Genomic DNA, 21739 nt, shown 5'->3' on the forward strand with positions numbered 1-21739 from the left:
CCGCGAACGGATCATAGGAGAGGATCGGCGCCAGCCAGCGCTCTGCCGTGCGAAGGTCCCAGCCCTTGCGCGCGGCATAATCCTCCACCTGGTCCCGCCCGATGCGGCCGACGGCGAAATACACACTTGACGGATGAGAGAGGTACAGCCCGGACACACTCGCCGCCGGGAACATGGCATAGCTTGACGTGAGCTCCACACCGATGCGCTTTTCCGCCTCAAGCAGGCGGAACAGTGTCGCCTTCTCGGTATGGTCGGGCTGGCACGGATAGCCCGGCGCGGGGCGGATGCCCTGGTACTTCTCGGCGATCAGGTCTGCATTCGACAGCGCTTCTTCCGGCGCATAGGCCCAGAGCTCCTTTCGCACTTTCTCGTGCATGTATTCCGCCATAGCCTCGGCAAACCGGTCGGCGAGCGCCTTGACCATGATCGAGGAATAATCATCGCCTTTCGCGGCAAAACGCTGGGCAATTTCCTCCGCCTCCGCACCGGATGTGACACAGAAGCCGCCGACCCAGTCCTCGCCCTCCGGCGCAACAAAATCCGACAGCGCGAAGTTGGGCTGGCCATTATCTTTCAGCATCTGCTGGCGAAGTGTCAGGAACGCCTCACCGTTTGCCAGTGCAATATCATCGCCGGCAGAATTCGCGCGCCAGAATCCCACAACCGCTTTCGGCTTCAGCCAGCCCTCGCCGACAAGCTGCTGCATCATCGCCTGCGTATCGCGCCACAGGCTGGAGGCCGCTTCACCGACAATCTTGTCCTCGAGAATCGCGGGATACCGCCCCGCGAGGTCCCAGGCGGAGAAATACGGCGTCCAGTCAATATAGCGTGCGAGCGTGCCGAGATCGATATCGCTGAAGGTCCGTACACCCTCAAACGCGGGCTTCGGCGGCGTATAGGCCTGCCAGTCAAACTTGAGTTTGGCCGCCCGCGCTTCTGCAATCGGCAGGCGCGGTTTGGGGGGGCCATCCTTGCGAGCCTCGCGCATCCGTTCATAGCGCGCGCGAACTTCTGAAAGGAACACTGGCCGGTCATCCTCGTTCAGCAGTGAACTGACGACCCCGACCGCACGGCTCGCATCCACCACATGCACGACCGGCGCCGAACGGATCGCGGGCTCGATCTTCACTGCGGTATGCGCGGCGCTCGTCGTCGCCCCGCCGATCAGCAGGGGTTGTTTCATGCCGAGGCGCTGCATCTCGGCAGCGACATACACCATTTCATCCAGGCTTGGCGTAATGAGGCCGGACAGGCCGATAATATCGGCCTTTTCCTTTTCCGCCGTATCAAGGATTTTTTCGGCCGGCACCATGACGCCGAGATCAATGATCTCATACCCGTTGCAGGCAAGCACGACGCCGACAATATTCTTGCCGATGTCGTGCACATCGCCCTTGACCGTTGCGAGCACGACCTTGCCATTGGAGCTGCGCTCGAGGCCCAGTTCGCGCTTCTCCGCCTCCATGAACGGCTCGAGCCATGCAACAGCCTGCTTCATCACGCGGGCGGACTTCACCACCTGCGGCAGGAACATCTTTCCCGCGCCAAACAGATCGCCGACGACATTCATCCCCGCCATCAGCGGACCTTCGATCACATGCAGCGGCCGCGCCACAGTCAGGCGGACCTCCTCCGTATCCTGATCGATGAACTCGGTGATGCCATGTACGAGGGCATGTTCCAGCCGCTTTGCCACGGGCAGCTCGCGCCAGGACAAATCTTTCTCGCGCACCTTGCCCTTCTGGCCCTTGAAGCGTTCGGCAAGCTCGACCAGCCGGTCCGTCGCATCGCCGCGCCGGTTGAGGATCACATCCTCTACCGCTTCGCGCAGTTCCGGCTCGATATCATCATAGATGTCCAGCTGGCCGGCATTGACGATTCCCATGTCCATCCCCGCCGGGATGGCATGGTAGAGAAACACCGAATGCATCGCCCGGCGGACAGGCTCGTTTCCGCGAAAGCTGAACGATACATTCGAGAGCCCGCCGGAGATATGACAGCCCGGGCAGGTCTCGCGGATGACCTTTGTCGCTTCGATGAAGTCGAGCGCGTAGGTGTTGTGCTCCTCGATCCCTGTCGCCACTGCAAAGATGTTCGGATCAAAAATAATGTCCTCTGGCGGGAAGCCGACTTCTTCCGTCAGGATACGGAAGGCGCGCTGGCAGATCTCGATTTTGCGCGGCGCGGTGTCGGCCTGTCCCTGCTCATCGAATGCCATGACGACGACTGCGGCGCCATAGGACAGGCAAGCCTCGGCCTGTTCGCGGAACTTGTCCTCGCCTTCCTTCATGGAGATCGAGTTGACGATGGCCTTTCCCTGCACGCATTTCAGGCCCGCCTCGATCACCTCCCATTTGGACGAGTCGATCATGACAGGCACGCGGGCGATATCGGGTTCTGCCGCAATCAGGTTCAGATAGGTCGTCATGGCGTGGACGCCGTCGAGCATCCCCTCATCCATGTTCACGTCAATGATCTGCGCGCCATTCTCGACCTGTTGGCGCGCAACATCGACGGCTTCGGCATAGCGCCCGTCCGTGATCATCTTGCGGAACGCCGCCGATCCCGTAACGTTTGTCCGTTCACCGATATTGATGAAAGTGGCCCGTGCCTCACTCATTCCCGTATTCTTCCGCGTTCCAGCGACCAGTTGCCGTCTTCAATGACCGGCAATCCGTCCGTCGCCTGATTGTAAATGTAGATCCATCCCTCTGCCCCTGTGGGGCTGCCGCCAGCGTCCAGCAGGGGAATCCGGCGGCGCACATAGAGCGATGTTTCCAGATCTTCTGTCACATCCTCATATTCATCCATCGCCTCGACGACACTGGTATCCCGGATGCGCCAGAGCACGCCGTGGCAAAGCCCGCCGCCCGCCACCACGCCGGGAAAGCCACCGATGTCATACATCCGCCCCCGGAACAGGCAGGGCGTCAGCCATTCCCCGGCTTCAGCCAATGGAATATGCTCCGGCCCGCCCGCTGCGCCATATTTCAGCAGGCCATAAAACGCAAACAGGTCGCCGGGCCGCACATCTTCCCGCGTCACGACGCCACCGTGAAGGGTTCCAGCCCCGACAGGCGCATCGCACGCGGCAGCTCAGGTACGCTTCTCGGAGGTGCAGATTTCACCGCCTGGGCAATCGCCGCGATATGACCCGGCGATGTGCCGCAGCATCCGCCGAGCACGTTCACAAGGCCGCTCTGCGCCCATTCTTTCAGGTGCGCCGCCGTCTGGTCCGGCATCTCGTCATACTCGCCGAAGGCGTTCGGCAGGCCAGCATTGGGATAGGCAATCACGCGCGTATCAGCCACGCGGCTGATGGCAGCGATGTGCTGACGCATGAGATCAGCGCCGAGCGCGCAGTTGAGCCCGATGGCCCAGGGCCGCGCATGGCGCACGGAATTCCAGAAGGCTTCAGCCGTCTGCCCACTGAGCGTCCGGCCCGAGGCGTCCGTGATCGTGCCCGATATCACGATGGGCAAATCGATGCCCCTTTCCTTCCGCAGGTCGAGCAGCGCCTTGATCGCTGCCTTGGCGTTCAGCGTGTCGAACACGGTCTCGATCAGGAAGAAATCCAGATATGGCGCCATTGCCTCGGCCTGCTCGTAATAGGCGGCCCGCACGTCATCAAAGGTCACGTCCCGGTATCCCGGATCGTTGACATTCGGGCTGAGGGAAAGCGTCTTGTTCGTCGGCCCAATGGCCCCCATGACGCCCACCGGTCGGCCGAGAACAGCCTCCGCCGCATCGGCCACCTCGCGCGCGATACGGGCGCCTTCACGCGCAATCTCTACGGCAAGGGACTCCATCTTGTAGTCCGCCATTGCGATCGTGGTGGCGGAGAAGGTGTTTGTCTCTACAAAGTCCGCCCCGGCATCAACGTACCGGCGATGGATTTCACCGATCACATCGGGCCGGGTCAGGTTGAGCAGATCGTTATTCCCCTTGAGAGGCACGGGCCAGTCGGCAAACCTCTGCCCACGGAAGTCTTCCTCAGTCAGCTTGTAGCCTTGAATCTGCGTGCCCATCGCGCCGTCGAGAACCAGAATTCTCTCATCCGCAAGCTGATCAAACGCTGCGCGCCTTGCATTGCTGTCCATGGCTCAGGCCGCCTCTGCTGCCGGGGGTTTCACGCCGAGCAAGCGGCAGGTCGACAGCGCGAGTCCTGCCCGGTTCAGCGTATAGAAATGAAAGTCTTCGACGCCTTCCTCATGCAGCTTGTGGCAAAGCTCCGCCGCCACCGTTGCCGTCACGAAGTCCCGCGTCTCTTCATCCGCATCCAGCCCGTCATACAGCTCGTGCAGCCAGGCCGGGATAGATGCACCGCACAGGCCCGCTATCCGCTTCAGGCCATTGAAGTTCGGCTGCAGCATGATGCCCGGCAGAATGGGCATCGTGACACCGCCGGCCCGCGCTTTCTCAAGGAAGCGCAGATAAACTTCCGGCTCGAAGAAAAACTGTGTGATCGCCCGGTCAGCGCCCGCATCCTGCTTGGCTTTCAGGAACGCGATTTCTGCGTCCCAGCCCATGTTCTCCGGGTGCAGTTCCGGATAGCAGGAGACCGAAATCTCGAAACATTTCCCAAGCTCAGGCCGGTGCTCCCTCAGCCCGCGGATGAGGTCTACGGAGTCCTGAAATCCGCCGGGATGCGGCTCGAACTTCGCGCCCATGCCCGCGGGCGGATCCCCGCGCAGCGCCACGATATGTCTGACACCGGCCTGCCAGTAACTCTCGGCCACCGCCAGGACTTCCTCCTTTGTGGCCGAAACGCAGGTCAGGTGGCCCGCAGGCAGGAGGGATGTCTCCGCCACGATCCGGCGAACCGTGTCATGCGTGCGCTCGCGCGTCGAACCGCCGGCGCCATAGGTGACGGAGACAAACTCAGGCTGGACCGGCTCGAGCCGCTGGATCGTCTCCCAGAGGCGGGCGTGCATCGCCTCGGTCTTGGGCGGAAAAAACTCGAACGAGACGCGCACATCCCGTGTGCGCGCCTGCGCATCTGCGACCCGGCGGATCATGCGGCTTTCTCCCTGAAAAGGGCGGGCTTCACAGCCCGCCAGATATTGACGGTCAGACCGGGCTGATCTGGCCCGGTCGGCGGCGCAAAGCTCAACGGTCTGTCGAGCCGCAGGCCCGCTTCACCGGCCCACGCCTCGATCGCGTCCTCGCGAACCCCGAGCCGGTGATGGCCATGCTCGCTCCGCAGGAACTCGAGATCGTGGGCAGCGAAATCAATGACCAGCAGCCGCCCGCCCGGCGCGAGCACCCGCGCCGCTTCGGCGATGGCATCGCCTGGCGCATCTAGAAAGTGCAGGACCTGATGAATAATGACCAGATCCGCGCTCGCCGCCTCAAACGGCACGGCGCTGACATCTCCGAAGCGGACCCGTGCATTGCGCACCCCAGCCGCTTCGAGGTTGCTGCGCGCAACAGTCAGCATCCGGTGGCTGAAATCAATGCCTTCCGCCTCGGTCACGTGCGGGGCAAACAGCGCGAGCATCCGGCCTGTTCCGGTCCCGAAATCGATCATCCGCCCGAACGGCCCGGGCCCTGCGAGGTCCAGCAGCGCCGATTCTATGGCTTCATTCGGATAGTGGAGCGCGCGCACGGTGTCCCAGGTCTCCGCGACACTGGAGAAATACGCCTCGGCCGCTGCGGCCCGGTCCGCCATGACCGCGCGAAGCTGTGCCAGGTCCGCCTCGAATTCGGCGACATCCGCGCCGAGAAGCCCGAACAAGGCGTCCAGCAATGCCTTGCCTTCACCCCTGCGCGCGGCGCGGTAAAACACAAACGCGCCCTCTGGCAACCGCTCTGCAAGACCGGCTTCGGAAAGCGCCTTCAAATGGTGAGAGAGGCGCGGCTGACTTTGACCCAGAACCTGGACAAGCTCCCCCACCGACAGATCATGATGGCGAAGCAGCGCGAGCAGGCGAAGCCGGGTCGGCTCACCTGCTGCTCGCAACCTGTCCAGCAGACTATCGAAGGTCTCATTCATGAAATCATATAAACCAACTTTTATATGATTGGCAATCGCCCTGCAGGCAACCAGTGCGGCACTTCTTGCGTATCAGTTGCATCTCTTGCGGCGTTTCTCTCCCGCAAAAGTCGAAACTGGAAACTGCCCGTTGAACGTGAGGGGCGGGCTTGCCATCTACAGCGCTGAAAGTGGCGCCAGCTTAGCCAGACACCCCGCTCTGCAGGGTATAGGGCACATGGCTTGCACACCCGGTCAGTGTTGACGTGCAGGCCGGCTGCCGCACGGCGATGAGCAAGCCTTGAGGATATGCAATCTCATGAAACCTGTCATTGCCGGCGCCGCATTCATGGCCGTTGCGCTAGGGGCATGCGCCACCGCGCCTGCTGCCGGTGGCGCAGACCTGGATGATCCTTACGAAACGTTCAACCGCCGGATGTTTGCGTTCAATGCGGGTGTGGACCGGTATGCGCTCGGGCCTGCTGCGCGGACCTACAAGACTGTAACTCCGGCCTATGGGCGGGACCGGATCACGGATTTCCTGCGCAACCTTCGCAGCCCGGTCGTCCTCGTCAATGATATTCTGCAAGGCGAAGTCGACCGCGCTGCCACAACGGCCGGCCGTTTTGCTCTGAACACCACTTTCGGGGTGCTTGGAATCTGGGATGTTGCGACGCCGGCCGGGCTTGAACGCCACACAGAAGATTTTGGCCAGACGCTCGCCGTCTGGGGCGTCGAAAGCGGCCCCTACCTGATCCTTCCGATCATCGGGCCGACGACACCGCGCGACCTTCTCGGCACCGCGACCGACCGGGCCTTCGACCCGCTGGTCTGGATCCAGATCGACAATGATGAGGACACGGACCTCGCCGTGCGCGGAACCCTTGGCGTATTCGGCGCGTTGAATGCCAGAGCCCGCCTCGAGGACCAGATCGCTGCCCTGAATGCCCAGCCGGAGCCATACATCGCCCTTAGACGGATCTATTCATCTTCGCGTCAGGCTGAGATCCTTAATGGTCGCATCAATGAGGACACGATCTATGATGACCTGCCCGACTTCGATGCCTTTGATGAATTCGACGACTTTGATGACCCGGTTGACTGACATCGCCTCAGGACCTGAATGAAGGAGTTGCTCCCTTGACGCGCATATTCATCCCAATCCTGCTCGCGCTCGGCTTTATGGCCGTCTCCCTCCCGGCCCATGCCAGCAAGAGCGCAGAGGCCTATGTGGAGCAGAACGCAAATGAAGTGCTGGCCACCCTGAACAGCCCCTCATTGTCCGCTGAGGAGCGGACGCGGAAGTTCAGTGAATACATGGACCAGTTTGCTGACTTCAATGCGATCTCGAATTTCGTGATCGGCAAATATGCACGCCGCTTCACAGCAGACGAGCTCGCGCGCTACCGGCGAGTCTTTCGCACCTATGCCCTCGCCGTTTACGAAAACCAGCTCGACGCCTATCGGGGCGAAGCGGTGGTCGTTCAGGGCTCGGTTGACCGTTCTCCGACTGAATCCATTGTCAACACGACGATCCGGCGGCGCGATGGCCGCGACATGAATGTTCGCTGGCGGGTCCAGGCCAATGGGGACCGCTATCAGGTGATCGATGTCGCGCTGAATATCGAAGGCAGCCTCATCTGGCTGGCGATTGAACAACGCGCCCAGTTCATCGCCCTGCTGGACCGGACGAACGGGTCAGCCGATGAGCTGATCGGCCTGATCGAGCGGATGACCGCTGACTTGCGGAATCCGCCGCCAGCCCGCCGCTAAGGTAACAGCGCCAGTTACGAGAAACGCCCCGGCTCAATCCAGCCGGGGCGATTCCTTATCTGATGAACTTGCCCGGTGCAGGGTCAGGGTGATCCTGCTGCCACAGGCGACAGGCTGAACGTCACTGGCGTGCCCGGGCCCAGATCGATGCCGAGATAAACCCAGACGATCATCAACAGGACACCAGATACCAGCAGCCAGACCGAATAGGGCAGCATCATTGCAGTCAGGCTGCCGAGGCCGAAATCCTTTTGCCAGCGCTGCGCGAAGATCAGGATCAGCGGGAAATACACCATCAGCGGCGTGATGATGTTCGTCGCCCCGTCGCCCACGCGGTAGGCCGCCGTGGCGCCCTCCGGGCTCACCCCCAGGAGCATCAGCATCGGCACCAGCACCGGCGCGAGCAGCGCCCATTTGGCGCTTGCCGAGCCAACAAACAGGTTCAGGAAGCCGGTGAACACCACGATCAGCCCCAGCACGATCGGCAGCGGCAATCCGGAATGCTCGATCGCATCGGCCCCGTGCACGGCGGTGATGAGGCCAAGGTTCGACCAGTTGAACATCGCCACAAAATGCGCCGCCGCGAAGGCGAGGACGAGGTAGTAGCCCATATCCTTCATCGCCTCGGCCATCATGCCGACAAGGTCGCGGTGGTTGTTGATCGTGCCGGCGGCAGATCCGTACGCCCATCCAGCGGCGAGGAAGAGGATGAAGAACGCGCCAACAAGGGAGCGGAAGAACGGGGCCATCCGGTCATACCATTCCTTCTCGCCGATCTGATCGGCCGTCAGCCCCTGCGCGGCAAAGTCCGCATCGCTCAGGTATAGCGGGGAATCCGGCCCCAGCGTCATGAACGCCCACAGCGCGCACACCGCCAGGATTGCAAGACCCGCCCGGCCGAGACCTTTCTTCTGCTCCGGCGTCAGCGGCTTGTCCTCATCGCCGTAGGCCTCCGCCTGTTTCGCGTCCGGCGTCCATTTGCCCAGCCGCGGCTCGATGATCTTGTCGGTCACGAACCAGATGATCGGCAGATAGAGCAGCAGAAGAACCGAGATGAAGGTCCAGTTTCCGGCAAAATTCACCTGCCAGGAAGTGTCGAGACCGCTGCCGGTCACTGCCGTTTCGGTAATACCGAACAGCAGCGCATCAAGCTGGCCCGGCGCGATGTTTGCCGAAAACCCGCCCGACACGCCTGCAAAAGCCGCCGCAATCCCGGCCAGCGGGTGGCGCCCGACCGAGGCAAACAGCACCGCCGCGAGCGGGATCATCACCACGTAACCCGCATCCGCCGCATGGTTCGACACCATCGCCACGGCTGCCACCACAGGCGTCAGCAGGAATTTCGGCGCCCCGCGCACGGCTGAACGGATGCCGCTCGCAAACAGGCCGGACCGCTCCGCCACGCCCGCGCCCAGCATCACCACCAGCACGTAACCCAGCGGATGGAAGTGCGTGAACGTCGTCGGCATCTCCACCCACAGCCGCTGCAGGTTGGCTGAGGAGAGCAGGCTCTGCGAGGTGATCATCACCGGCGTCCCGTCGGCCTGCAGCTGTGTCGGGTGCGGCGCTGAGACGCCCAGCATCGCGCAGGCCACCGAAATCAGGATCAGCCCGAAGATGAGGTAGAAGAACAGGAAGACCGGGTCAGGCAATTTGTTGCCTGTACGCTCGACAAAGCCGAGAAAACCTTTCTGCCGCTCTGCAGCTGCCGCCTCACTCATTCGAATACTCCCATCGCAACCCGGGCGAACTGTGCGGATGACGGGCGCAATGGCAAGGCCCTTCTGTCAGAAATGTTACACGCGCTTCCAACCGCGCCATGGCATCACAGCCGGATGTAATCAGACACGATCCGTACCCCCGCGCCAGGTTCAGCGGGCTTCTCCAGCCGCACATGCCAGCCTTCACGGGCAAGGAGCGTGTTCACCTCGATCATCGCGTCCACTCGGGTGAAATTGTCCTTATGCCGGCCTGTCCATTCCGGCGAAAGCGCCCGCGCCCGCGTCCAGATCTCCGCCCGGTCCGTCCCGGCCAGGAAAAGGTAATTATGCTGCTCCCCGAACAGGTCCGGCGTATAGCCGCCCAGATTGACAAACCAGAGCCCGCGCGCTGCCCCTTCCGGCGCCAATCCTGCCTCCTCGGCTGGGCCGGCCCGCACTTCCACCTCCCAGCCATCGACCGCGGCCAACTCGGCATATCCATCCATATGCAGCGAGGATGGCTTGCCCCACCATCCGGCGCGCAGGTCCGGCACCGTCGCCTCAAGCGTCTCGCCGACTACGAAGCGCAAATCATGCACCTCGATATTGGCGCGCGGATGATCCCCGCCGACGAACACAGCAAAAAGTTTCATGGGATACCCTCAGAATAGGAGCTTCAACGCCACGCTCTGTCTCCCGGCAAGGAACAGCAAGCGGATTCTGTCCGTTTGCCACCCATCTTATCTGCCGTTGCCCGCAGGGAACACATATGCAACTTAGAGCAGCGAATTTCCGCTGACCGCATTTCCGGGTGATACTGGCTGCCCATGAGTATTCAGTTTGAGTTTCTGGGTTGCGAAGAAGTGGGAAATGCGCTGGGCGAAGGCGTCCTGTGGCGAGAGAGCGACCAGACGGTCTGGTGGACCGATATACTCTCATGCCGGCTATACCGGATGAGTTGGCCGGCGCGGGAAGTGAAGGCCTTCATGGTCCCGGAGCGCCTCGGTTCGTTCGGCTTTGTGGCGGGCGATGATGATTGCCTCGTCTGCGCGTTTGAAACCGGCTTTGCATTGTTCTGGCCAGAAACGGCAGCGATCAGATGGCTCTCCCATCCAGCCGGTTTACAGCCAAAGAACATCCGTATGAATGATGGCAAGGTCGCCCCGGATGGGCGCTTCTGGGCGGGATCCATGAAGGATGGAGGCGGCAAGCTGGAAGCCGAGACGGGCTTCTACAGGCTTTGTCCGAAATCCGGCGCGGACCTGATGATAGCTGGGCTGGGCATCCCGAATGGCCTTGCCTGGGCCCCTTCAGGCGAAGAATTTTATTTCTCGGATACAGTCAGCGGGACGGTCTACAGCGCGCGCGTGGCGGCTGATGCCGGCACGGTCAGTGCCACGCCTTTCACACAGTTGGCCCCCGGGACACCGGATGGCGCAGCATTTGACACGGCGGGCCGTTATTGGGCGGCGCTGTGGGACACAGGAAAGATCGCAGTCATATCCGCAGATACCGCAATCACTCAGGAGTTCCGCCTGCCTGTGCCCCGGCCAACCTGTATTGCGTTCGGCGGAGCGGAGCGCAATATTGCCTTCGTGACCTCGGCTCGAACCGGCCTGGATGAGGACGCCCTGAACGCGTTTCCACTCTCCGGCGGCCTGTTGATTTACCAGACAAATGCTTGCGGCCTCACCGCTTCCCGCTTCATTCCCTGAAGCCTTACGAAAAATCCGGAAGCCACAGGCCTTCCGGCATGTCCTGGTAGCACACAGGGCGCAGGAAGCGGCGGATGGCCATCGTGCCGACAGATGTCGCGCCGAAATTGCTCGTGGCAGGGTACGGGCCGGAATGAACCATGGCATCGGCCACTTCAACGCCTGTCGGAAAGCCGTTGAACAGGATCCGGCCTGCGATCCGCTCCAGAGAGGGGAGCAGGCCAACAGCGAGATCATGATCCGTAGGCTGCATATGAATTGTCGCCGTCAGTTGCCCTGACAGCGTTTCGGCAGCACGCGGGAAATCGTCCGGCCCCTGCAGAACGACAATTATCCCAGCAGGGCCGAAGACTTCTTCGGCAAGGACGGGATTGCTGAGCCAGGCATCGAAGGAAGCGCGGAACAGTGACGGAGCGCCGAGGCGGCCACTGGCCTGATGGGCGACAAGAGTTTCAACGCCCGGGACCTCCCGGATGTGGTTACATCCTTTCTTGTAGGATGCGGCTATGGCGTCTGTCAGCATGATCTGCGGCGCAGACTTGTTCAGTGCCGTGATGGCTGCGCTTGTAAACGCGTCCAATTCCGACCCCTGCGCTGCGAAAACGATGCCGGGGTTGGTGCAGAACTGCCCGGCACCGAGCGTCAGCGACGTGGCCCAGCCTTCGCCGATCTGGGTTGCTCGTTCGCGCAAAGCGTCTGGCAGCAGGAACACAGGGTTCACCGAGCCGAACTCGCCATAGAACGGGATGGGCTCCGGGCGCGCCGCACAAATGTCAAACAAGGCCCTGCCGGCACGCAGGGAACCCGTGAATGCGGCGGCCCTGATCAGCGGATGTGAAACGAGGGCGGCGCCAACCTCATGCGTCTCGCCCTGGACGAACCCGAAGACGCCCGCCGGCATGCCGCAGGCCTCAATTGCCTCTGAGATCGCGCGCGCGACCAGTTCGCCAGTGCGCGGATGAGCGGGATGCGCCTTGACGACCACCGGGCAGCCCGCAGCGAGGGCTGCAGCCGTGTCGCCGCCAGCGGTAGAGAAGGCGAGCGGGAAGTTCGAAGCGCCAAACACCGCGACGGGGCCAATGGGCCGCTGGACGAGGCGAAGGTCCGGCCGGGGTGCGGGCTGGCGATCCGGTTGGGCCGGAGTGTGCCGCCGGTCGAGATAGCCGCCTGCACGGATATGCTCCGCAAACAGACGGAGCTGGCCCGTGGTCCGGCCCCGCTCACCGTTGAGCCTCGCAGCCGGGAGGCCGGTCTCTGCAGTGCCGGCTGCGGTGATGTCTTCGGCGCGGGCCTCAATGCAGTCCGCGATTTTTTCCAGAAAGGCCGCACGCTGCTCCCGTGTCGTCTGGGAATAGGATTTGAACGCCACATGAGCCGCCCGCGCCGCGAGATCGATTTCCGGGGCGCCCCCGCTGGACACTTTGAACTCCAGCCCGTCGAGCCCCAGGGATTTGAAGCGCTTGTCTGATGCGTGCCATTCTCCCTCGATCAGATGGTATCCGGACAATGTTTCGGTCATGAGCAAACTTTCAGCAGACTTGGAGCCGGGCGGTGATGGGGATTCAGGCGGTTCGACGAACCGTCTTTGTACGTTGTTTTTTTGAAGCGAGGCCTGGTTGATTGAGGCGCTGGAAACAGACGAATACGAGCACCAGAAGGCCTATGACGATCTTCGTCCACCAGCTGTTGAGGGCGCCATTGAAGGCGATGTAGGTCTGGACAAGCCCCATGAGCAAAACGCCGCCGAGCGTGCCGATCACATAGCCGGATCCACCCGCCAGCAAGGTGCCGCCGATGACGACAGCCGCGATTGCGTCCAACTCCATGCCGACTGCGGCAAGGGCGTAGCCGGACGAAGTATAAAAAGAAAACATGATGCCCGCGAGAGCCGCGAGGAAGGAACTGAGCGCGTAAATGCCTATAGTCGTTCGCGCGATCGGCACCGCCATGAGACGCGCCGATTCCGGATTGCCGCCGATGGCGTACACATAGGTGCCGAAGCGGCGATAGTGCGCGAGCACCAGTGCGCCACACAGAATGATCACCAGGATGAGCGCCTGCGCGCTCAGAAAAGCGCGGCCCGGCAACATGACGCCAGCAGCGTTCACGGCATGGTAGAAGTCATGCTCGATCGGGATCGACCGCTCACTGACGACGACCGCGAGCCCGCGCATCAGGAACATTCCGGCAAGCGTGACTATGAAAGGCTGGAGTTTGTAGGCGTGGATCAGGCAGCCCATGCTGGCGCCAAAGACTGCACCGATCATCAGGGCAAGCGGAAAGACAAGATAGAGCGGCCAGCCGGACTGTATCAGTACTGCAGTCAGAACACCCGTGAACGCAATCACAGAGCCGACGGACAGATCTATTCCGCCAGAAAGGATCACGAATGTCATGCCGATGGCGGTCACGGCGAGAAAGGCATTATCCGTAAACAGATTCAGAAAGACGCGGAGGGTTCCGAACCCTTCATACTGAAGGGATCCCAAAAGGAAGAGGGCTGCGAACAAGCCGTAGGTAATGAAGACAGGCGTATGACGGGAATCGATCATGTGACCCGCCTCGCCCGCAGGGTGGCAATCTGCGCCTGAAAGGCCGGGGATTGCAGCAGGAGCACGCAAATGATCACCAGCGCCTTGATCACGAGATTGAACTTGGGCGGAATTCCCGACAGCACGATCGCGGTATTGAGAGACTGGATGATCAGCGCGCCAATGACTGCCAGAATGAGGGAGTATCGCCCGCCCATCAGGCTCGCGCCGCCGATGACGACCGCGAGGATCGCGTCAAGCTCAATCCAGAGGCCGACATTGTTGGCGTCCGCGCCCTGGATGTCAGCTGTTGCGACAAGGCCGGCAAGGGCGGCGCACAGACCGGCGAGGGCGTATACGGACAGCTTCACTGAACGCACCGGGATGCCGGCATAACGGCTGGCAGCGGCGTTCGCGCCGACTGCTTCGATGAACAGGCCAAGCGCTGTTGCGCGCGTCAGGGCAAGCAAACCGGCGAGGAGAGCTGCGACCAGCCAGATCGGCGTTGGCAGGCCCAGAATAGTGCCGACGCCGATGAAAGCGAACGCCTCATTCTGGAACGTCACGATCTGGCCGTCATTGATCAGTTGCGCAACACCCCGGCCAGCGACGAGCAGGATGAGCGTTGCGACAATCGGCTGGACGACGAGCCCCGCCACGAGTGTGCCGTTCATGAGGCCTGCGGCAAGGCCCGCGCAGAGCCCTGCGCCAATGACCATCCAGATCGGGAATGCTCCGCCCACGATCATATTGGCAGCAACAGCGCCAGCAATTGCCATCACTGCGCCGACGGACAGATCAATGCCGCCGGTTGCAATGACGAGCGACATGCCGAGAGCGATAAGGGCAATCGGTGCGCCGCGATTGAAGATATCAACAAGACCGCCGATCAGCCGCCCATCTCGAACGGTGAAAGTAAAGAATGCGGGATTCAGAACCAGGATTACCAGCCAGATCAGGCCAAGCGCGAGGAGCGGCCAGAGCATACGGCGGCGCTGCAAAGCCGACAGAATTGCTCCGGGGCCGGTCATGACGCGATTGCCTGCAGGAGGTTGTCTTCGGTGATGTCTCCGCCTTCCAGTTCGGCGATCTGGCGAAAGTCGCGGAGCACGATGACGCGGTGGCTGAAGGCGACAAGCTCTTCGAGTTCGGACGAAGTGACGATCAGTGTCATGCCACGATGGCAGAGCTCCCGGATCAGGCGGAGGATTTCGGCATGGGCACCGATATCGATGCCCCGCGTGGGCTCATCCAGGAGCAGAACACCGGGCGCAATGGCGAGCCAGCGGGCGAGAATGACTTTCTGCTGGTTCCCTCCGCTGAGTAATCTGACTGCCTTTTCGCCATCAGGTGTTGCAATCCTGAAGTCTGCGATGGCCTTGTCCGCCAGAGCGCGCTGCTCCCTGATTGTCAGTGGACGCCACCAGCCGCGCTGGGCCTGGAGCGCAAGAATGATGTTCTCGCGAACGCTCAGCTCACCGACAATGCCGTCAGCTTTCCGGTCTTCCGGGCAAAGGGCGATGCCGGCGGCTATGGCATTGCTCGGGCAGGTTAGATGCACCGGCCGGCCGTCGCGGCAAATCTCGCCGCTTGAGAGCCTGTCGACGCCAAACAGTGCGCGGCAGACTTCTGTGCGCCCGCTGCCAAGCAGCCCGGAGAGGCCGATGGCTTCTCCGGGGCGGGCGATGAAGCTGATATCCTGAACGGAGCCCTCAATGCAGGCATTCTCGATGGAAAGGGCGGCGCCCTCGTTTGCGGATGCGGCGCCGCGCGAAGCCGGTTCGCCGGCGGCGAGGCCCTGGAGTTCATAGCCGAGCATGTGTTCAATCAGTTTTGCGCGGGGCAGTTGCGCAGCCTCGAACGTGCCAATCTTCATAACGTTTCGCAGGACCGTGATCCGGTCAGCGAGGGCGTAGACCTGATCCAGGAAGTGAGTGACGAAGATGATGCCCAATCCCTCCGCCCTCAGGCCACGGAGGAGATCGAACAGGGCCTGCACTTCTGTCTTGTCGAGACTGGCGGTCGGCTCGTCCAGCACGAGAATTTGAGCCGACTGCTGCACACCGCGCGCGATGGCGATGAGCTGCTGGACGGCCACCGAGAACTGACCGAGGGGCCGGGTGACATCGATATCCAGCCGGAACCGCTCCAGAATGTGCCGGGCGGACTCATTCATCCGCCTCCAGTCGGTGAGGCCGAAGCGTTCAGGCTCCTGCCCAAGCATCAGGTTCTGGGCGACGGACAGGTTCGGGAGCAGGTTGACTTCCTGATACACCGTACTGATGCCAGCCGCTTGCGCATCCGCAACTGATCGTGGCGACAAGGCCGCACCGCCGAGTTGCATGTCCCCGTCATCGCGCGGATAAACACCTGTCAGCACTTTTATGAGGGTTGATTTACCTGCGCCGTTCTCGCCGAGAAGCGCGTGGATTTCCCCTGCAGTCACCTCAAAATCAACATCATCGAGCGCCGTGACGCCCGGAAATACTTTCCGGACGCCCGTCAGTGAAAGAAGCGGCGCTGGGGTGTTCATCGTGTCAGCGCGCCTCGCCGGATGTCCGCCTGCGGTATTCTTCGGCGGCGGTTTCCTGAGTGAACAGATCCCCGTTTACCGGGATGAGTTTCGGAACGCTTTCGCCCCGCAGATGCGCTTCAATCGCATCAAAAGCGGGCCCGCCCATATGGGGGCTGAGCTCGACGGTGGCGTTCGCGTCACCATCGGACATCGCCTTGAAGATATCCGGCACAGCGTCAACGGAGACCACCAGAATGTCGCGGCCCGGCGCGACACCTGCTTCCTTCATGGCTATGATCGCGCCGAGCGCCATCTCGTCATTGTGGGCCCAGACGGCGCAGATATCTTTTGGGTTCATGGCGCGCAGGAATGTCACCATGATGTCCTTGCCGCGTGTTCGTGTGAAATCTGCCGTCTGTGACATGACGATCCGGGCGTTCGGATAGTCTGCGATCACCTCATTGAAGCCGCTCATGCGATCAATCGCGGCGGAGGCACCGACAGTGCCCTGAAGTTCGACAATGGCGCAGTCTCCGCCCGTCTCGTCCATCAGCCAGCGGGCAGCCTTGCGGCCCTCCTCGACGAAATCCGAGGCAACGCGGGTGAGATAAAGGCTGTCATCCTCCAGCGCCATGTTCCGGTCGATGATGACAACCGGGATGCCGGCGCGCTGGGCTTCGGTCAGCACAGGCCGCCAGCCTGTTTCGACCACCGGTGCAATGATGATAGCATCAACGCCCTGTGCAATGAAACTGCGGACGGCGCGAATCTGGTTTTCCTGCTTCTGCTGGGCGTCGGAGAATCTGAGGGTGATATCCCGGTTGCGGGCTTCGGACTGCACAGCCTGGGTGAAGGATGTGCGCCAGCCACTTTCAGAGCCGATCTGGGAGAAGCCGACCGTGAGCCGTCCGTCAGCGGAGCGTTCGGCCTCTTCCGATCCGCAAGCGGCGATCAGTATGGCGCCGGCGATCAGGGCCAGTATCTGTTTCATGGTGTCCTCCCTTGTTCCTCATATCCATCCGCCATCGACGATAAACGCCTGCGCCGTGCACATTCGTGCATCATCCGAGGCGAGGAACAGCGCCATTGCGCAGATATCCTGTGGCAGAAGTTCTTCCTTGAGCGATTGCCCGCGCTCGATCTCGCGCTTGACCTCCTCGCCGACCCAGAGGGCTCTCTGCTTCGAAGTCATCACCCAGCCGGGCACGAGCGTGTTGATGCGGATATTGTCTGTTCCGAGATCACGCGCGAGGCCGCGGGTGAGGCCTTCGATGGCGGCTTTGGAGGTGGTGTAGCCGGTCATGCCGCCCTGGCATTCATACCAGCTCATCGAGCCGAAATTGATGATTGATCCCCCGCCAGCCTGCAGCATCTGGGGGTGGACGGCCTGAATGGCAAAGAAAACGTGGCGGAGGTTTACCGCGATACGGTCATCCCATTCGGCGGGGGTGATACTGCTAAAGTCGTGCCGGGTATCGTCGGCAGCATTGTTGATCAGTATACTGATAGTCCCCTGTGCTTCGCCAGCTTTGGCGATTGCTTCGTTCAGCGCGCTGATGTCGCGCAGGTCGCAATCGAAGAACAGGGCGCCGGTTGCTGATGCGAGGGCGTGGCCCGCTTCAGCCTGCCGGTCGGCGAAGCTGACCTTGCAGTTCTGCGCAGCGAAGGCGGCGACGAGTTCAGCGCCAATGCCGGTTGCGCCGCCAGTGATGAACACACTCCGGCCCGCGAGGCTGGGATAGATGTTGGTCAGGGGCGGAGGTGCGGTCATGTCAGAGGCTCAATGGGAATGTGGTGGGACACCTGCGCCGCGACAGCCGATCAGAAAGTCAAAGTCACAGCCTTCATCCGCCTGCAGAACATGGCGGCGATAAAGCCCCTCATAGCCGCCAGCGGGCGGCAGGGTCAGGTTCACGCGGAGAACAGACAGACGCGCTTCGATTTCGGCGTCCGAGACTTCAAGATGCAGGCGGCCGGCGCGGGCGTCCAGTTCGATCATGTCGCCGTCCTGCACGATGGCGAGGGGACCAAGCTCGGCCGCTTCTGGGGTAACATGCAGGACGACAGTACCAAAGGCCGTGCCGCTCATACGCGCATCGGAGATGCGGACGATATCGGTGATGCCGCGTTTCAGGAGCTTGGGCGGCAGGCCCATATTCCCGACTTCGGCCATGCCGGGATAGCCCTTCGGCCCGCAATTGCGCAGCACCATGATACAGGTCTCGTCGATATCGAGTTCCGGATCCGCATAGCGCGCTTTGTAGTCATTGAAATTCTCAAACACGACGGCACGGCCGCGATGGGCGAGCAGTCCGGGCGTCGCGGCGGAGACTTTCAGCACAGCGCCGCGCGGTGCGAGATTGCCTCTGAGGACGCAAATGCCGCCGCTTTCGACGAGCGGGTTATCAACAGGGCGGATCACTTCGTCATTATGGCAGGGCGCGTCTTTCACATTGGTCCAGATCGCCTGGCCATTCGCAGTCAGGGCGTCGCGATGTAGCAGGCCCATCTCTCCGAGGCGTCGGAGAACGGCGGGAAGACCGCCGGCATAGTAAAACTCCTCCATCAGGAAGCGCCCGGAGGGTTGAAGGTCCACTAATGTCGGCACATTTGCGCCAAGGACCTGCCAGTCATCCAGCGTCAAATCCACGCCGATGCGCTGGGCAATGGCTTTCAGGTGAATGACCGCATTGGTGGACCCGCCGATGGCCGCATTCGCGCGGATGGCATTCTCGAAGGCAGCGCGCGTCAGCAGTTTCGACAGGACGAGATCTTCCCGCACCATCTCCACCGCGCGCATGCCGGACATGTGCGCAAGGACATAGCGGCGCGCATCGACCGCCGGGATGGCCGCGTTCTCCGGCAAGGTCACGCCAAGCGCCTCGGCCATGCAGGCCATGGTGGAGGCTGTGCCCATCGTGTTGCAGGATCCGGCCGAGCGGGACATGGACTGCTCCGCAGCCATGAACTCCTTCATGTCGATCTGTCCGGCATTCAGCTGCTCATTCATGCGCCAGACGAGCGTGCCGGAGCCGACGGCCTTGCCGCGATGGTATCCGTTCAGCATCGGCCCGCCGCTGACGACAATCGCGGGCACATCGCAGCTCGCCGCGCCCATCAGCAGGGCCGGTGTGGTCTTGTCGCAGCCGACAAGAAGGACAACGCCGTCCACGGGATTGCCGCGAATGGCTTCCTCCACATCCATGCTCGCGAGGTTGCGGGTCATCATGGCGGTGGGGCGAAGGTTCGATTCGCCATTGGAGAAGACCGGGAACTCCACCGGCAGGCCGCCGGCCTCATAGACGCCTTGCTTTACCCGATCTGCGAGGCCGCGGAGATGGGCGTTGCAGGGTGTCAGCTCCGACCATGTGTTGCAGATGCCGATGACTGGCTTGCCCTCGAACTGATGGGCCGGAATCCCCTGATTCTTCATCCAGGAGCGGTACATGAAGCCGTTCTTGTCGGCGGTACCGAACCAGGCCTGCGACCTCAGTGTCTTCTTGTCGCCCGCCATGCAGCGCCCTGCCCCCTGCTTTCGCCAGTCATTTTCGCCGGCGGCTTGATTTCACGGCTTTGGTCATACAATATGATCAATGAGCTGCCAACACATTGGTTTAAGTCATGGCCCTGAAACCCCGGAACCTCACTGAACAACTGGTCGAAACGCTGGGCCGGCGCATCGTGTCTGGCGACTATCCTGTCGGCCAGAGGCTGCCGAGCGAGCAGTATTTCGGGGCGGAGTTCGATGTAAGCCGGCCGATCCTTCGCGAGGTCACCAAGGTACTGATGGCAAAGGGACTGGTTGAATCCCGCTCACGGGTTGGCACAATCGTGCGGACACGAGAATCTTGGTCGATGCTCGACCCCGATGTGCTGCGCTGGACGATCGAGACGCTGCCGGAGCAGGCTTTCATCGATTTCCTGTTTGAGACCCGCATGGTGTATGAACCCGGTGCGGCGGCGCTGGCGGCCAAGCATGCCGATGCTGCTGACCTTGAGCGGATCAACGCCGCCTACCAGGCGATGGAAGACGCCGACACTGCGTTCGACCTGCTCGACCCGGATCTTGAATTCCATCTGGCGATTGTGGACGCGACGAAGAACCCCTTCCTCGCCCATATCGGCCGGACGCTGCACAACGCTCTCAGATTTTCCATCGAGCTGACGAGCCGGCATCCGGAGACACACGACCTTTCGCTGCCGCGCCACAAAGCCGTCTGCGATGCGATCCTGCAGCGCGACAGCGCGCTGGCCGCTGAGGCGATGCAGGTGTTGCTGGAGGAGTCGCGGCAGGATTTCGGCGAAGTCTCCGGCATCTCCGGGTCTCGAATACAATGAACCTCGTTCAATTCCTCGATGATGGCGGTGAAGCCCGCGTCGCACGGGTGGTAAATGATACCACACTGGCGCCTCTCGCACTGGCGATGTCGATGTATGAATTTGTGCAGGATGTGCTGAAGCAGGGTGTCAGCCTTCCCGATGCTGCGCAGGCAGCCGAAGGCACCGCGCGGATTTCCTATGATGATCTGTGGTCGGAAGGACGGCTAATGCCGCCGATCATGCATCCGGACCCCGCGCACCTGCTGGTGACAGGCACGGGGCTCACCCATCTCGGCAGCGCCGACGCGCGAGATGCGATGCATGCGAAACTGTCGGCTGGCGACGACGCGCTGACAGACTCGATGAAAATGTTCCGTATGGGACTGGAAGGCGGCAAGCCGCAGAGTGGCGAAGGCGGCGTCCAGCCCGAATGGTTCTATAAGGGGGATGGGGCGAGCATCGCGCCGCCCGGGGGCGATCTCATATCGCCGGACTTTGCACTGGATGGCGGCGAAGAACCAGAAATCGCGGGCATTTATGTGATCGATGCGACCGGCCGGCCAAGGCGGCTGGGCTTTTGTGTCGGCAATGAATTCTCCGATCACAAGACAGAACGGATCAACTACCTCTATCTCGCGCATTCGAAACTGCGCCCCTGCTCCATGGGGCCGGAGTTGCGGATTGGCGAATTGCCAGGCACGGTTCTTGGCCGCTCCCGAATTCTCCGCGACGGGCAAACCATCTGGGAAAAGCCTTTCCTGAGCGGCGAAGACAATATGAGCCATTCGGTCAGGAACCTTGAGGCACATCACTTCAAGTATGCCGCGTTCCGGCGGCCAGGTGACGTGCACGTACATTTCTTCGGGACCGCAACACTGAGCTTCTCGGACAGCTTTGAGGCGCAGACGGGCGATGTGTTCGAGATATCGGCCGAAGGCTTCGGCAGGCCCCTCAGGAACAGGATTGTGCAGGGATCAACAGGGACGGGAATACAGCCATTGCCACTGTAGCGATGAAGGCGGTGACCCAGCCCCCGGAATTCCGGCCATGAATTTGCAGACTCTCTCGATTAGAGAGGATGACACATGCTGAACCTCCCCGGGTTTACCGGAGGCTCCTTTTCTTGAGAGATTGGAGCCATGACAGAGCAGAGAAGACAGGGGCGGTATTCGCCTGAGGTGCGTGAGCGCGCCGTAAGAATGGTTGAG

General features: G+C 61.7%; 19 protein-coding genes. 5 read left to right on the plus strand and 14 right to left on the minus strand.

The genetic code is table 11. The features are described from left to right. The 5 genes from metH to ACK4SV_RS15180 form a co-directional block, all read right to left on the minus strand. A partial coding sequence (metH, locus tag ACK4SV_RS15160; RefSeq protein ID WP_409918686.1) for a methionine synthase occupies positions 1–2623 on the minus strand: 2623 nt, incomplete at its 3' end. After that, positions 2620–3048, minus strand: a complete 429-nt coding sequence (locus tag ACK4SV_RS15165) for a gamma-glutamylcyclotransferase (protein ID WP_409918687.1) — start codon at positions 3046–3048, stop codon at positions 2620–2622. The genes metH and ACK4SV_RS15165, both read right to left, overlap by 4 nt. Further along, positions 3045–4103, minus strand: coding sequence for a homocysteine S-methyltransferase family protein (locus tag ACK4SV_RS15170; protein WP_409918688.1), 1059 nt, complete (start codon positions 4101–4103; stop codon positions 3045–3047). Before ACK4SV_RS15170 ends, ACK4SV_RS15165 begins: the two co-directional genes overlap by 4 nt. Positions 4104–4106: 3 nt before the next feature. Then, positions 4107–5021 (minus strand): methylenetetrahydrofolate reductase [NAD(P)H], encoded by a 915-nt coding sequence (metF, locus tag ACK4SV_RS15175; RefSeq protein ID WP_409918689.1) that lies wholly within the window; start codon positions 5019–5021, stop codon positions 4107–4109. Next, positions 5018–5998 (minus strand): ArsR/SmtB family transcription factor, encoded by a 981-nt coding sequence (locus ACK4SV_RS15180; RefSeq protein ID WP_409918690.1) that lies wholly within the window; start codon positions 5996–5998, stop codon positions 5018–5020. Before ACK4SV_RS15180 ends, metF begins: the two co-directional genes overlap by 4 nt. A gap of 298 nt (positions 5999–6296) precedes the next feature. On the opposite strand from ACK4SV_RS15180, the gene ACK4SV_RS15185 reads away from it, so the two are divergent. Continuing rightward, on the plus strand, positions 6297–7082 hold the full coding sequence (locus ACK4SV_RS15185; protein WP_409918691.1) for a VacJ family lipoprotein: 786 nt from the start codon (positions 6297–6299) through the stop codon (positions 7080–7082). A 35-nt stretch (positions 7083–7117) separates the two neighbouring features. After that, positions 7118–7750 carry a phospholipid-binding protein MlaC gene (locus ACK4SV_RS15190; protein WP_409918692.1) on the plus strand — a complete coding sequence of 211 codons (633 nt, stop codon included), beginning with the start codon at positions 7118–7120 and terminating at the stop codon, positions 7748–7750. An 83-nt stretch (positions 7751–7833) separates the two neighbouring features. On the opposite strand, the gene ACK4SV_RS15195 is transcribed toward ACK4SV_RS15190, so the two are convergent. Together ACK4SV_RS15195 and ACK4SV_RS15200 are read right to left on the minus strand one after the other, a co-directional pair. After that, positions 7834–9471, minus strand: coding sequence for an AbgT family transporter (locus tag ACK4SV_RS15195; protein ID WP_409918693.1), 1638 nt, complete (start codon positions 9469–9471; stop codon positions 7834–7836). A 104-nt stretch (positions 9472–9575) separates the two neighbouring features. Further along, positions 9576–10103, minus strand: coding sequence for a DUF1543 domain-containing protein (locus ACK4SV_RS15200; protein WP_409918694.1), 528 nt, complete (start codon positions 10101–10103; stop codon positions 9576–9578). Positions 10104–10277: 174 nt separating this feature from the next. Between ACK4SV_RS15200 and ACK4SV_RS15205 the strand changes: the two genes are divergently transcribed. Further along, the gene (locus tag ACK4SV_RS15205) at positions 10278–11165 is read left to right on the plus strand and encodes an SMP-30/gluconolactonase/LRE family protein (protein ID WP_409918695.1); all 888 of its coding nucleotides are present in this window, start codon (positions 10278–10280) and stop codon (positions 11163–11165) included. 4 nt (positions 11166–11169) lie between these two features. On the opposite strand, the gene ACK4SV_RS15210 is transcribed toward ACK4SV_RS15205, so the two are convergent. From ACK4SV_RS15210 to ACK4SV_RS15240, 7 genes are read right to left on the minus strand one after another with little or no spacing between them, the layout of a single operon-like run. Further along, complete coding sequence (locus ACK4SV_RS15210; protein ID WP_409918696.1) at positions 11170–12684, minus strand: aldehyde dehydrogenase (NADP(+)); 1515 nt, start codon at positions 12682–12684, stop codon at positions 11170–11172. A gap of 43 nt (positions 12685–12727) precedes the next feature. Further along, on the minus strand, positions 12728–13717 hold the full coding sequence (gene yjfF / locus ACK4SV_RS15215; protein ID WP_409918697.1) for a galactofuranose ABC transporter, permease protein YjfF: 990 nt from the start codon (positions 13715–13717) through the stop codon (positions 12728–12730). Then, a complete protein-coding gene (locus ACK4SV_RS15220; RefSeq protein ID WP_409918698.1) occupies positions 13714–14727 on the minus strand; it encodes an ABC transporter permease in 1014 nt (337 codons plus the stop codon). Before ACK4SV_RS15220 ends, yjfF begins: the two co-directional genes overlap by 4 nt. After that, positions 14724–16229: a sugar ABC transporter ATP-binding protein gene (locus ACK4SV_RS15225; protein WP_409918699.1), complete on the minus strand. Its 1506-nt coding sequence runs from the start codon at positions 16227–16229 to the stop codon at positions 14724–14726. The genes ACK4SV_RS15220 and ACK4SV_RS15225 overlap by 4 nt, the downstream gene beginning before the upstream one ends. Before the next feature lie 4 nt (positions 16230–16233). Then, positions 16234–17202, minus strand: coding sequence for an ABC transporter substrate-binding protein (locus ACK4SV_RS15230; protein ID WP_409918700.1), 969 nt, complete (start codon positions 17200–17202; stop codon positions 16234–16236). Between the two features lie 18 nt (positions 17203–17220). Beyond that, the gene (locus ACK4SV_RS15235; protein WP_409918701.1) at positions 17221–17982 is read right to left on the minus strand and encodes an SDR family NAD(P)-dependent oxidoreductase; all 762 of its coding nucleotides are present in this window, start codon (positions 17980–17982) and stop codon (positions 17221–17223) included. Positions 17983–17991: 9 nt separating this feature from the next. Further along, positions 17992–19725, minus strand: coding sequence for an IlvD/Edd family dehydratase (locus tag ACK4SV_RS15240; RefSeq protein WP_409918702.1), 1734 nt, complete (start codon positions 19723–19725; stop codon positions 17992–17994). A 107-nt stretch (positions 19726–19832) separates the two neighbouring features. Between ACK4SV_RS15240 and ACK4SV_RS15245 the strand changes: the two genes are divergently transcribed. Next, positions 19833–20549 (plus strand): FadR/GntR family transcriptional regulator, encoded by a 717-nt coding sequence (locus tag ACK4SV_RS15245; RefSeq protein WP_409918703.1) that lies wholly within the window; start codon positions 19833–19835, stop codon positions 20547–20549. Then, positions 20546–21541 (plus strand): AraD1 family protein, encoded by a 996-nt coding sequence (gene araD1, locus ACK4SV_RS15250; RefSeq protein ID WP_409918704.1) that lies wholly within the window; start codon positions 20546–20548, stop codon positions 21539–21541. The genes ACK4SV_RS15245 and araD1 overlap by 4 nt, the downstream gene beginning before the upstream one ends. Positions 21542–21739: the final 198 nt, after the last annotated feature.

This window comes from Hyphomonas sp. (genome assembly GCF_046313735.1).
Lineage (GTDB): Bacteria > Pseudomonadota > Alphaproteobacteria > Caulobacterales > Hyphomonadaceae > Hyphomonas.